The 13,261-nt window shown below is 44.1% G+C and carries 10 protein-coding genes and 1 other annotated feature; of the genes, 7 read left to right on the top strand and 3 right to left on the bottom strand.

The window, feature by feature from the left end:
- Positions 1-15: 15 nt before the first annotated feature.
- A complete protein-coding gene (locus tag ACQQ6X_RS05805) occupies positions 16-3,039 on the bottom strand; it encodes a transglycosylase domain-containing protein (protein WP_305164562.1) in 3,024 nt (1,007 codons plus the stop codon).
- 135 nt (positions 3,040-3,174) lie between these two features.
- Positions 3,175-3,443: a binding site (T-box leader), on the top strand.
- Positions 3,444-3,507: 64 nt separating this feature from the next.
- Here ACQQ6X_RS05805 and tyrS point away from each other — a divergent pair.
- The gene (tyrS, locus tag ACQQ6X_RS05800) at positions 3,508-4,761 is read left to right on the top strand and encodes a tyrosine--tRNA ligase (RefSeq protein ID WP_305164561.1); all 1,254 of its coding nucleotides are present in this window, start codon (positions 3,508-3,510) and stop codon (positions 4,759-4,761) included.
- A gap of 196 nt (positions 4,762-4,957) precedes the next feature.
- A complete protein-coding gene (locus ACQQ6X_RS05795) occupies positions 4,958-5,824 on the top strand; it encodes an AraC family transcriptional regulator (protein ID WP_305164560.1) in 867 nt (288 codons plus the stop codon).
- A gap of 78 nt (positions 5,825-5,902) precedes the next feature.
- On the opposite strand, the gene rpsD is transcribed toward ACQQ6X_RS05795, so the two are convergent.
- Positions 5,903-6,502, bottom strand: coding sequence for a 30S ribosomal protein S4 (gene rpsD / locus ACQQ6X_RS05790; protein WP_013371873.1), 600 nt, complete (start codon positions 6,500-6,502; stop codon positions 5,903-5,905).
- Between the two features lie 436 nt (positions 6,503-6,938).
- Between rpsD and ACQQ6X_RS05785 the strand changes: the two genes are divergently transcribed.
- The 5 genes from ACQQ6X_RS05785 (at position 6,939) to ACQQ6X_RS05765 (ending at position 11,880) form a co-directional block, all read left to right on the top strand.
- Entirely contained in the window at positions 6,939-8,924 is a 1,986-nt protein-coding gene (locus ACQQ6X_RS05785; RefSeq protein WP_305164559.1) for a sensor domain-containing diguanylate cyclase, read from the top strand.
- Positions 8,925-9,094: 170 nt separating this feature from the next.
- On the top strand, positions 9,095-9,922 hold the full coding sequence (locus ACQQ6X_RS05780) for a hypothetical protein (protein ID WP_305165060.1): 828 nt from the start codon (positions 9,095-9,097) through the stop codon (positions 9,920-9,922).
- Positions 9,923-9,999: 77 nt separating this feature from the next.
- A complete protein-coding gene (locus ACQQ6X_RS05775) occupies positions 10,000-11,115 on the top strand; it encodes an aminopeptidase (protein ID WP_064796298.1) in 1,116 nt (371 codons plus the stop codon).
- 91 nt (positions 11,116-11,206) lie between these two features.
- On the top strand, positions 11,207-11,449 hold the full coding sequence (locus ACQQ6X_RS05770) for an HPr family phosphocarrier protein (protein ID WP_063213642.1): 243 nt from the start codon (positions 11,207-11,209) through the stop codon (positions 11,447-11,449).
- Between the two features lie 140 nt (positions 11,450-11,589).
- On the top strand, positions 11,590-11,880 hold the full coding sequence (locus ACQQ6X_RS05765; protein WP_007431028.1) for a YlaN family protein: 291 nt from the start codon (positions 11,590-11,592) through the stop codon (positions 11,878-11,880).
- A 192-nt stretch (positions 11,881-12,072) separates the two neighbouring features.
- Here ACQQ6X_RS05765 and cax read toward each other — a convergent pair whose 3' ends face one another.
- Positions 12,073-13,143 (bottom strand): calcium/proton exchanger, encoded by a 1,071-nt coding sequence (gene cax, locus ACQQ6X_RS05760; RefSeq protein ID WP_305164558.1) that lies wholly within the window; start codon positions 13,141-13,143, stop codon positions 12,073-12,075.
- Positions 13,144-13,261: the final 118 nt, after the last annotated feature.

Raw genomic sequence — 13,261 nt, 5'->3', positions numbered from 1 at the left:
TTTTGTCTTCCATTATTATGGGCGAACCGCTCCAGAAGGAGCCGATTCCCCTATGGCATTTATGGAAGTAACACGGAACCAGCCTTTGGGCTTGCTGCCCGCTTTATACTCAAAGCTGGTAGATGCGGTAGAGCCTATGTTTTTAAAAGGCTCCGCACCGCTTTCACTGTAATATACGTTATAGCCTGTTATAGCGTCCGCGGGCTTTCCTGCACTCCATTGGAGCGCTACAGACTTGCCTGCGGCTTTAGCTTGGGGCTGACCAGGAGCAGTAGGAACTTCCGTAGGCTGCACCTCTGTTCCATCTCCCACGCCCGGAGCGTCTGGTGACTCAGAATTCGCAGGGGGTACTACAGGCGCTGTGTCTGCTTTGCTGCTTGGTCCAGACTCATGTCCTCCCACATCAACGGCGGTCACATAGTAGCTTGCGCTGCTTCCCCCAGGGCTATCAGAGAAAACCTTGGAGTCGTCAGCCATGACAACCTTGCCAAGCCGTTGGAAGCTGCCCCCATCTGTGGAACGATACAGACGGTAACCTACAACATCGCTATTTCCGCTGGGGCTAAAGCTGATTATCGCCTTGCCGTCACTATAACTTACGCTGACACTAGAAGGAGCGTTAGGAGCTGCTCCATCGTCCTTGCGTGGGTCAATCTGAGTAGGAGCTTCTTTATCTGCATCTTGAGGCAGGTAGTAAGACAACGAGTTATGTCGTTTCATCACTGTAAAGGCTTGCTGAAGCTCTTTAATCAACTCTGAGATCGGTTTTTCCCGTTTTCTAACAGTCCGTTCATACAACATATCATCTGGCGTACCATCACGTGGAATGTAATTTACACCTTGATAGGTAATGTATTTCGCACGGGTAACACCATTTTCACTGTTTTTGGGTAGATATTTACTGTTATAAATGTCTGAACCATAAGCGGAGGCTGTACGGCTTACAATACCGTCAGGTCGCTTGAAGCTGTCTGTTTGGAACAACTGAGAATCTTTAGCCGTTACTTCATTCATGATTAGAGCCCACAGACGGCGAGCCCGCTCTTTTTGTGCTTTCGTTTCAAGCTTATTGACAGGTTGCTTGTAACCAACCCACACTCCCAGCGTAACGTCAGGCGTGAAACCCTCAAACCAAACATCGGTGTAGGATTGCGTAGTGCCTGTTTTTCCGGCAATTGGAATCTTGCCAGATTGGTTAAAGTTACGCTTCACCAGTTTGCCTGTGCCTTCCGATACGGCTGTACGCAACATATCCGTCATCAGGTAGGCGGTTTGTGGTGTGAAGGCCTGCACAGGGTTAGGCTGATGCTTATATACAATATTGCCCTGTGAATCTACGATCTTTTCGATCATATAGGCATCATTAAACACACCGCCATTTGGAATGGCTCCATATGCATTGGTGAGCTCCTCAACGGTTACCCCATGAGCTAAGCCGCCAAGTACCCCTGTTTGGGCGTTGTTATCACTTGGTTCCAAGGTGGTAATACCCAGTTTTTTAGCAAAAGCCCAGGCTTTACTGATCCCTACCTTTTCGTTAAACAGCTTGAGTGCTATCGTATTTAGCGATTGATTCAGTGCATAACGGGCTGTGACCAATCCTTGATAGCGGTTGTTGGCATTTTTCGGGATGTGATACCCATGACTGCCATCCTTCAAAATAATAGGAGCATCATCCACAATCGTACCAGGCTGTACGAGTCCGCTGTCCAAAGCAGGCAGATAAGCAGCAATCGGTTTCATGGCTGAACCCGGCTGGCGTACCATCTGGGTAGCATAGTTCATTTGCTCCTTTTGGAAGTCACGGCCTTCCATCATACCGAGAATGGCGCCTGTTTTATGCTGAATTAGAATGGCGGCCGCTTGCTCGTCACCCTTGGTTTTGCTTGTAGCAGAGAAGTTGTCCTTATTTTCTGCGATTTGACGCATGGATGTGTACACGCTCTTGTCAATGGTGGTATATACCATATAGCCGCCTGTGCGAAGCTGCTGTTCCGCTTCTTTGAGCATGTCGTTATCATCTTTGGTTTTGGTAGCTGCACTGGCATTAGCTGCTTGACTCGGATTGGTGACAGACATAAGTGCCTGCGCAGCTTGCCGCTCTGTTTCCATCATAAGATATGGATAGGTGTTATAAGCCTTAACCGTACGTGGGGCAAGAGATTTTTGGATATCAAAAGCCATTGCTTCATCATATTGGGCTTTATTGATTTTGTTCTCCTCCAGCATTCGGCTGAGAACTAGGTGCTGGCGGTTGATCGCTCTTTTAAAGCCAGCTTCATTAAACTCGCCTTTACCGTTAAAAGCAGAATAAGAAGAAGGGAGCTGCGGTAGACCTGCCAGATAGGCAGCTTGGGCTACATTAAGCTTGTTCAAATCATTCTCATTAAAAATACCTTTGGCCGCTGCTTTAATACCAAAGACGTTGTAACCGCTTGATCCGTTACCAAAAGGTACCTTATTGAGATAGGCCGTAATAATTTGCTGCTTGCTCAGGAAGCGCTCAAGGCGCAGAGATAGCAAAATTTCTTTGACCTTGCGGTCATCTGTGCGATCAAGATTCAAAAAGACACGACGCGCAAGCTGCTGGGTAAGCGTACTCCCTCCAGTTTGTACGGATTCATGGAGTGCCTTTTGCTTCACAGCACGCAGTGTTCCTGACAAATCGACACCTTTATGCTCGTAAAAATGGTTATCTTCAATGGCAATGACTGCGTCAATGACGAGTTGAGGAATCTCCTTAAACGTAACAGGTCTTCGATCTTCCTCGGTTCGGAGCTGCCCGATAGGAGAGCCATCATTGAAATAAGCGAAGCCTGTAATGGCATTCTTATCTACTTCCTGTAGAATCATAGATCTGGAACGCACGGGCTCGTTTTTTACAATAGAAGCAACATAGCCGGCGGCGGTTCCTCCTGCAAATAGTGCTCCCATAAAACCGATGATGACGACCCACTTTATGACACGGCCGAGCCTTCGCATGGTTCTCCGTAAGCGGGAAGGCTTTGGCTCTGATACATTGTTTTTTTCTTCAACCATTAAGTCTTCCTCCTTTATAACAGCCATTATTATAGCATAAAATTACAAAATGAACCCATATGCTAAAAAGCCTGTCTTTTGGTGTCGTTGACTACACAAAAACAGTGTGTTATAAATAGGTCAAAGTAAATATCGTGAAAAGCAGAGAAAGACTTCAGTAGAAGGCGGAATCACGTTGTACAGAGAGCCGATGGGTGGTGCAAATCGGTAGCGTCCCACCTTTGAATTACCGTCTGGAGCTGTCTGGATGAATGGAAAGCTTTTGCAGGTTTGCGAAGCTGCCTATAGTAATCCGGTACCGGGTGTAGACCCGTTATTAGAATGAAGTGAAAGAAGCGTCTGTATTTTGGCATACGTTTCTTTAATTAGGGTGGTAACGCGAGCAGCTCCTTCTCGTCCCTTGGGATGAAAGGGGCTTTTTGGTTTGTTTAATAGTAATTTTTGGATAAAATTTAGGGGGAATTCAGGATGAAATGGGAAGAATTGAAGCCTGAGCAACAGGCAGAGGTAGAACGACAGCTAGAGGTGATCCGCCGTGGAGTAGCGGAAATTGTACCTGAGGATGAGCTGAAGCGTAAGGTGATCAAATCGGTTGTTAGCGGCGAGCCGCTTAAAATTAAACTCGGTCTGGATCCGTCAGCGCCCGACATCCACATCGGACATACAGTTGTTATGCACAAACTGCGCCAGTTCCAGGAATTAGGTCATCAAGTGCAGTTGATTATCGGGGATTTTACAGGCAGAATTGGTGATCCGACAGGTAAATCGGAGACCCGCAAGCAACTGACTGAGGAAGATGTTCAGCGCAACGCACAAACGTACAAGGAGCAAATTTTTAAGATCCTCGATCCTGAAAAGACAAAGGTATACTACAATTCCGAGTGGTTAGGACCGATGTCTTTTGCGGATGTGGTAACCCTGTCTGCCAAAGTAACGGTTGCCCGTATGTTGGAACGAGATGATTTTACCAAACGGTACCAAAACGGCTTGCCGATCAGCATTCATGAGTTCTTTTACCCGCTGATGCAGGGCATGGACTCTGTGGCTCTCCAAAGCGATATAGAGTTGGGGGGGACAGATCAGAAGTTTAATCTGCTGATGGGTAGAACGCTGCAAAAAGAATACGGAGTGGAGCCGCAGGCGACTATTACGTTACCACTGCTTGAAGGTCTTGATGGCGTTCAAAAGATGAGTAAAAGTTTGGGGAACTACATTGGTGTGGATGAGGAGCCAAATGAAATTTACGGTAAATCCATGTCTGTTCCTGACGAGCTCATGCTGAAATATTTTGAACTTGCAACGGATATTACCAATGAGGAACTGGCAGAACTGGCGAAAGGTGTTAAGGAGGGTTCAGTACATCCGCGTGATGCCAAAATGAAGCTGGCCGGAACATTGGTGCGCATGTACCACGGTGAAGAGGCGGCGGAAGCAGCCAAGCAGCATTTTGTGACTGTATTCCAACAACGCGCGCTTCCTGATGATATTGAAGAATTCACTCTAACAGCAGATCAGTTGGATGAAGGCGGCATTCGTGTAATCCAGTTGCTGACTCATCTAGGCTTTGCAGCATCTAACGGTGAGGCCAAGCGCAGTATTCAGCAGGGTTCGGTCAAAATTAACGAAGAGAAGTGGACCGATGTGAACGAAGCATACAAGCCGCAGGAAGGCGACATTGTACAGGTAGGTAAACGGAAATTTGCTAAAATCAAGCTCGGATAATTAAAATACATTTAAAAGCAGCGTTGAGATTGATTTCGTATCTCAGTGCTGCTTTTTTTATTTCTACCAAGTGAAAAGCCATGGTAAACTTAGCACAAATAATCAAACAAGTAGGTAAAGAGTTTTACATAATGAATATGTGGGTTGCCCAATGTTAGGTGTAGGCTAGATAAATACAAGTACAGGGAAGGATTATATGGACTATTTTAAACGCATTCAGTGTGCGATTGAGTTTATCGAATTGAATCTTCGGGAAGATTTAAAAATTACGGAAATTGCTTCACAAGCCTACTTTTCAGCTTTTCATTTTCAACGGGTTTTTCAGGCCATTTCGGGTTTTACAGTTCAACAGTATATAAGAAGGAGAAGGTTGTCTGAAGCGGCTAAACGGCTAAAGCAATCCAATCACAAGGTATTGGACATTGCTATTGAGTATCAGTACAACTCACAAGAAGCTTTTACCCGTGCTTTTGAAAAAAGTTTTGGGATTACCCCTGGGAAATATCGTAACTGTGATATTGAGCTTTCTGGCCAAAGCAAAATCAATTTTCTGGATTATCAAAAAAATATAACGGGGGAATTAGATGTGAACAAGCCTGTGATACTGCAACTCGAAGCGACTAAAATTGTAGGATATGAATATAAAACAAATTTGAATAATGAGCAGCACTATAAAGAAATTCCAGGATTTTATGAACACTTTGGGGCAAATGAATATTTCATGTGTATTCCGAATAAAATCGCACCGGGAATGTCCTATGGGATTGCCTGCCGATTTGAAGACAACGGTGCTTTTTCATTTGTGGTGGGTGAGGCAGTTGAAAAAGAGTCGGAAGAACTGGAAGAGGGCTTCATATATATGGAGATTCCAGCAGGCAAGTATGCTGAGTTTGACGCTTCAGGTTCAAATGGACGTGTTCAAAATATACGAGACTTCATCTACGGCACATGGCTTCCTAATTCTAATTTTGAACGGAGGGAAGGGCCTGACTTTGAAATTACGGACGTCATGAATTCCTATCCTGATCATTTGAGTATGAAGGTATTTATCCCCATTGAGTAAACCCTCAGGCATGATGGTGAGGGAGATATAAAAAAGCACCCGAATGTATTCGGGTGCTTTTCAGTGCTAATCCAAGGATTAGCGGTTGTAGAATTCGACGATTTGTTTTTCATCGATATCTTGGGACAATTCTGCACGCTCAGGCAAACGGATGTATTTACCTTCCAGAGCTGCGTCGTTGTACTCCAGGTAAGCTACCAAGTGGTTACGGTTTTCCAAAGCTTCTTTGATGGAAGACAGGGAACGACTTCTTTCACGAAGACCGATCACGTCGCCAGGGCTTACTTGGTAAGAAGCGATGTCAACTTTTTTGCCGTTCACAGTAACGTGACCATGAGCTACCAATTGACGTGCGCCTGCACGGGAATTAGCAAAGCCAAGACGGAATACAAGGTTGTCCAGGCGGCTTTCCAGCAAGAACATAAAGTTTTCACCAGCGATACCGTGCATGTGTTGAGCTTTGTTGAACAGAGTACGGAATTGTTTTTCACCCAAACCGTACATGTGGCGCAGCTTTTGTTTTTCTTGAAGCTGCATACCGTAGTTACTGATTTTTCTCCGTTGGTTTGCACCATGTTGTCCCGGAGGGAAAGGGCGTTTCAATTCTTTACCTGTGCCGCTCAGGGAAATACCGAGACGACGGCTCAATTTAAATTTAGGACCAGTGTAACGTGCCATTATAGAGTTAACTCCTTCATAATTAAAATTTGAGTTGGGGCTCTCTTTGCGCTCCAATTTGTTCGGCGCTACCGAGTAAGGTAAGACGCACTACTGACAGAAAAGTTCAGCCGCTGTCCTGTCAGCAACAAATAAGATGAGGGTGACACAAACTGTTACGCCCAAAATTTAAGATCCGCACAGTAGATAGTTCTGCCGTACAGTCTTTTTCAATAATATATATTATATGTAATAGTGGGTCAATGTCAAGAAGAGAAAAAGAATGAAAACGTCAAAATTTGTCGATAGGGCTTTAGAACTAAAAAAGTGGGACGAATTTCTGAAAAATGGATGCAAATTTCTAAAGTTGAGAGTAAAATAGATCATATTATGAGCTATAGTGGTGTATAGCCGCTGTCTTGGTACAGCTAATTTTGCTGTGAAGGAGCGCCTTAATATGTCGGAATTTTCAACAACGGATCAGCAAACGCTTGACAGTAAAACAGTTCAGGCTAGCGGTGCTCCGCTGTTTGATGATAAAGGATATACGTCTTTTGCCTGGCTCCAGAACATGGATATGACACCCTATGATTACCCCTATATTAATCAGCTTCTCGTCCAAGGATATCGGAATTGGTTACAGCAGAGCAATGGTATATCCTGGATCAGCGAAGAATGTACAGCTGTTTTTAATTTTACAGGTGTTCGGGTTGCTGGTAGGGAAGAGGATGATGACGAAGATTTAGAATTGGTCGAGCGTTGTTGCATATCTAGAGAGATGGAGGTGAGCCAGCGTACACTTCGAGATGGGAGCCTTGCATTTGTATATATGGTCCCCATACTATGCCGCAATTACAAGAGAGAGCCCTTTGCTGCTCTTCGTTTTACACGGACTGCTCAACATTCTGTCTCAAATCAGGACGCATTGTTAGTGGCTTCTTTGCATTTTAGATCCTGTTTTTACTCGAAGTTTGAGTATATATTTATGGAAGATATCCTAGGCATGCAGAATCGGAGCGAACGTGAAGGTAGACGCCGCTCTATTTTATTTCAAATTGTAAAACGGATGCATGACAAGATTGATGTGGAAGGCGTGCTAGATGAAGTATTTGGAAGCATCGCCTATTTGTTTCCCCATGTGGATATTACGTTGTATATGAGTCAGGATCGTCACAGCCGAAATCCTCAGGTCAAGCCTTTGTTGCTGCATGAACGAGACGAGGATGTATGTGTCCGTGCATTTATGAAAGGGCAAATGGCTGTGAGTGAGCCTGCCGGTCCACATGATGAAATAACTGAAATTGGTATCCCGTTACGTGGCAAGCAGGGCGTATACGGTGTTTTCCATATGATTCTTCCGGCAGGTGCGGATAGTATGGAAAAAGTGGATGTAGAGCTGATTGCAATGATGGCAGATACAGCTGGCACCGCATTTGAAAATGCAAAGCTGTTGGAGCAATCGAATGTACTGATCCATGAATTGCGGCTCATTAATGAACTGGTTCAGCGTTTAAATCAGAGCCTAAAATTAAATGAAATATTTGAGTTTGCCGTGCAGGAGTTATTAAAAATGTTCATGGCCGACTTTTGTTGTATTGTGCAATTGGATCAGGATGAAAGCTGCTTTAAGGTTATGTCAAGCAATGTGGAAAGTTTAAAGCTGGAGAGTTACCCTCGTGAAGGTGGATTTGCTGGATTGATAAGCAAAACAGGAGAACCCGTCATTGTGTCAGATTATAGAAAGGATGGGAAGATATCCTCTCGGTTTATGGATACGACGGGTTCTCAGTCTTTGATGGCAGTGCCTATGAAGAACAGGGGCACCCCTAGAGGAGTTATATTATTGTCGAGTAAGCTTCCACACTTTTTTTCTTACGATAATTACAAGATGCTGCAAATGCTAGCTCCTCATATCGGGCTGGCTGTAACCAATGCTATGCTGCATGCGGAGGTGCGGCGTCTGGCGAATATGGACATGTTAACAGGTTTGTATGTACGTCATTATGTAGACCGCATCATTCAGGAACATCAGGAAAAGGATTTCTGTGGCTCTCTTATTTTGGTGGATATTGATCAATTCAAGCAGGTGAATGATACGTATGGCCATCAGACGGGTGACGAAATTTTAAAAAGCGTCAGCAATATTGTTCGTTCAGCGACCCGAGATGAGGATGTATGTGCCAGATGGGGTGGAGAGGAGCTTGCTATTTACCTGCCGCAGCTGGGGGTTCAGCAGGCATTGGAGTATGCAGAAATAATACGTTGCCGTGTGCAGCATGAAACGGATCCTCAGGTGACTGTTTCTTGCGGGATTGCCGAATGGAACTGGCTGGACGAGCAGATCAGTATCGAATCTTTATTTTATAGAGCTGATATGGCCTTGTATGAAGCGAAAAATGAAGGGCGTAATCGAATAGTTATTGATCATACAGACGATATGTAGAGAATATTCCTTAAGGAATGTTCTCTTTTTGTCTTGCATAACCGATTGTAGACAGGTAATCCTAAACGTAGCTATTACAGGAATGGTCTGAACAGAACATTTTACTCATGATGTATAGTCATGTTTAGGATAGGACGGATGATAGTATGCGTTGGAGAAAGCAATGGGTTATGCGAGGTTGCTGTGTGTTTCTAATCGTATGTGTGTTAAGCGGTTGTGCACTAGATCGACAATCTACTCCTGAGCAGATTTTTAGAAGAGCTGTTGCAGGAATGGCTGGCAAGGAGAAGGTAACGTTTACAGGACAAACTGGAATTAGAGCTGACGGTGGTCTGCCTACGACTAAACAATTTAAATATCGCGGGAAGCTACAAAATCACGATGAAATGATCATGCAGTGGGGATCGGCCGAGGCTTTCCGTAAGCAAGGCGACTATGTAGCCCTGAAAAAAGATAAGTCCGAGTCTGGTGTTACACATGAACGGTTTCTTCGTCAAAAGGGAAAATGGATTGTGCTGACATCTGGGGATGCTCCTATGGCTCAAAATGGGTTGTTGAATCGCTTCAATCCGATTCAGGAGCTTGAGGAATTAAACACACTGAATAAGAGCATTCGTATGGAAAAGGGAGCTGCCCGTGGAACTTGGGTGGTGAGGATTGAACCAGAACCTGCCTCGGCAAAGCGTTGGTTGAAGGAGCGTTTAATGGAAGAAATGAATACAATAAATCCTCAAATCGGGATATTAAAAATGCAGCATACAGAAACAAACCGAGAACTGCAACAAAAGCTGAGCCAAGTATGGAAGCAGAGTTGTGAGGATATGAACAACCAGTTGGAGCATTCCAGTGTGCAGGCTGTATACCATTTAACTATAGATCGTCAAACAGGTTTACCCTTAAAGCTGTCATCCGAATGCCGGATTTCCCGACAGGTTACGAGTGAAGAGTTGCATCAAGAGGCTCTGATCACTAGAGTTGTTTTTGAGGACTACAAGTAACGGAGCGGGCGTGATACAATGGAATTCGAATTAACCGTTGTTCAAAAAAGAGTGGAATAAAGAAGGAGAGACACTACATGAAGGATCCTAGAATACTTAAGCTGGCAGAAAATCTGGTAGGTTACTCTGTTGAAGTGCAGCCTGGAGAAAATGTATTGATCGAAATGATTGGCACAGAACGTGACTTGCTTAACGCCATTATTCATGAGGTTGGTAAAAAAGGCGGAAATGTTTTTGTTCAGCTTACAGACCGTAAGGTACAAAGCGCTATGCTTCGCAATGCGACAAAGGAAATGCTGGAGACTTGGGCTGAAATTGACCTCAACCGGATGAAGCAAATGCATTGTTACATCGGAATTCGTGCTGGCGAAAATGTAAATGATCTGTCAGACGTACCGGAAGATAAAATGAAAATGTATAATTCCATTTATCAGCATGCGGTACATAGCGAACAACGTGTGAAACACACAAAATGGGTAGTGCTGCGTTATCCAAATGATAGTATGGCTCAATTGGCCAACATCAGCACTGAGGCATTCGAAGATTTTTATTTCGATGTATGTAATCTGGATTACGCGAAAATGGACAGAGCTCAAGATGCATTGGCAGACCTGATGAACCGGACAGACAAAGTACGAATTAGTGGTCCAGGTACAGACCTGAGCTTCTCGATCAAGCAAATCGGAGCCGTTAAGTGTTCGGGTCAATGCAATATTCCGGATGGCGAGGTTTACACTGCGCCTGTACGCGATTCAGTTAATGGAACCATTAGCTATAATGCACAAACTCTGTATAATGGAATTACCTTCGAGAATGTTAAATTCCGTTTTGAAAATGGTAAAATCGTGGAAGCGACAAGCAACGATACCAAGCGGTTAAATGATATTCTCGATTCTGATGAGGGAGCACGCTACATTGGCGAGTTTGCTATCGGGTTTAACCCGCACATTTTACATCCCATGAAGGACATCCTGTTTGATGAGAAAATTGCTGGCAGCTTGCATTTTACACCAGGTCAAGCTTATGAAACCGCGGATAATGGTAACCGCTCTTCAATTCATTGGGATTTGGTATTGATTCAGCGTCCGGAATATGGTGGCGGTGAAATTTATTTTGATGATGTTTTGATCCGTAAGGATGGCATTTTTGTGCTGCCTGAGCTGGAGCCGTTAAATCCTGAAAACTTGAAATAACGATATCTGTTCTTGCTGAGAAAGCGATTTCAATGTATCATTATGAATGAGCATTAATACATGACAATCCAGTAAAGCGAGGGATCACACTATGTCCAACAATAATGCGGCGGTTGTTGAAATTGCACAGACGGCGAGCAAATTCACTTCTTCCATCGTCCTTCATTCCGAAAATAAGTATATTGATGTGAAAAGTATACTGGGCTTGTTTACGACCTTGGTCAGCAGTCACAGCTATGAACTGCACGTTCATGGGCCTGACGCCGAGGAAGCCAAAAAAGCGATTGTTGAGGTGTTCCAGAAGCACGGACTGCACATTTCAGTAGCCACCTAATTTATTGAGGAAGCAAAAGCATCCCTACCTGTAACTGTAGGGATGCTTTTTTTGTCAGGTTCTTGTATTAGCCTGCAATTTGGTCTAATATTAAGGTTAGGACGTCTTGTGCGACATTGAGACATAGGGGGGAAGAATCCATGACTTCATCTGATTTGCAGGAACAATTGAATATCAAGGCGATTAATCTGCTTCAGGAAGATGCAGATAAAATAAAGAAGCTTATTGAAGTACAGATGGAGAATCTGGCAACCCGTTATTGCCCTCTCTATGAGGAAGTGCTGGATACTCAGATGTACGGATTTTCCAAGGAAGTGGATTTTGCGGTTCGCGCCGGACTTCTTCCGGAAATGGTAGGTAAACAGCTGGTCAGTGAGCTGGAACGCAATCTGGCTATTCTATATGAGGCCATGAATAATAAGGCTAATTAGGAAGACGGTTTAATTGATGAGAGCATGCGAAGTTTGAGAGCATGCTTTTTTTGATGCCATTTTTTAATAAGGGGACGAGAGTCGCTTTACGTCACCTTTGCCCCTGAATTTTAAAAGCTTAAGGTGCTATATCGTTTAAAAATTCAAGGGCACAGTGATCAGAAATTAAATGAAACTTTTAACACTTGGAAGCTACACAAGGAAGAAAGATACCCCTAACAATACATACACCACCAGCAGCATGAGTCCCTCATACCAGTTGGTTGAGCCGTCCTGGGTGATGGATTTGGCAATAAATACAGCGACAGCAATCGCTACCAGTTCAATGGTGGTGAAAACGATATTCATCGTGTTTCCCATAAAGTAACTGACAAAAATCAGCACAGGGGCAACGAATAGGGCAATTTGCAAACTGCTGCCGACTGCAATCTCTACAGATGCACCGATTTTGTTCTTCATGGCCATTAAAATGGCAGCGCTATGTTCAGCCGCATTACCAATAATAGCAACAAGGAATGCACCTACGAACAATTCGCTGAGTCCATATTGGGCTGTGAATACTTCCAGTGTACCTACCAGCCATTCGCTGACAAAAGCGACCATAACGGTCGCGAGTACCAAATAGGCAATAGATTTATTTCTAGACCATACAGGAGCATGTTCATGCGGTAACTCCTGATCTTCCTGTTCGGTTACGTCAGCTAAATAGTCCTTATGCGTAATCATAGAAAAAATAAGCCACGCAATATACGCGACAATGAGCGTGCCTGCAACAATAAGGCTGAGTTTATCTGATTCGCTATCTGTGATCACGTGTGTGTTCAGAAAGACAGCGGGAACAAACAAGGCAATAACAGCCACAATCATCAGGGAGCCGCTTAAACCAGCTAGTGATATATTGAAATTTTGTACTTTGTATTTCAAACCGCCAGCAAACAGACTTGCTCCGAGCACCAGCAGTAGATTACCGATGATCGAACCAGTAAGGCTGGCCTTTACCATATCGTAAAGACCTTCTTTGACAAGAAAGATGGCGATGATTAGTTCGGCTGCGTTACCAAAGGTGGCATTTAAGAATCCGCCTAAACGTTGGCCAGCATAATGCGCGACACTTTCAGTTGCCCTACCGAGAAAACCGGCTACGAATACAACAGAAATCGAACAAATGAGAAATTGGGCTATGGCATTCCAATGTGTGTAATGAGCGATTGCGCTAAGAGCAAATGTCACTATAAGCAAAGCGGGAGACAACCATTTTTTCAATGAAGAGCACCTCGATATCAATAGTTGTGTACAAGTTTGGCGAATACTGTCACTTGTATGGATTTTCTAAATTAATATACCCAAAACGTTATAGGTTGTAAACGAACGATGTTTTTTA

This window comes from Paenibacillus ottowii, from assembly GCF_050516475.1.
Lineage (GTDB): Bacteria > Bacillota > Bacilli > Paenibacillales > Paenibacillaceae > Paenibacillus > Paenibacillus ottowii.
Note: the sequence above shows the minus strand (reverse complement) of the source record. Positions and strands in the feature narration are given on the sequence as shown.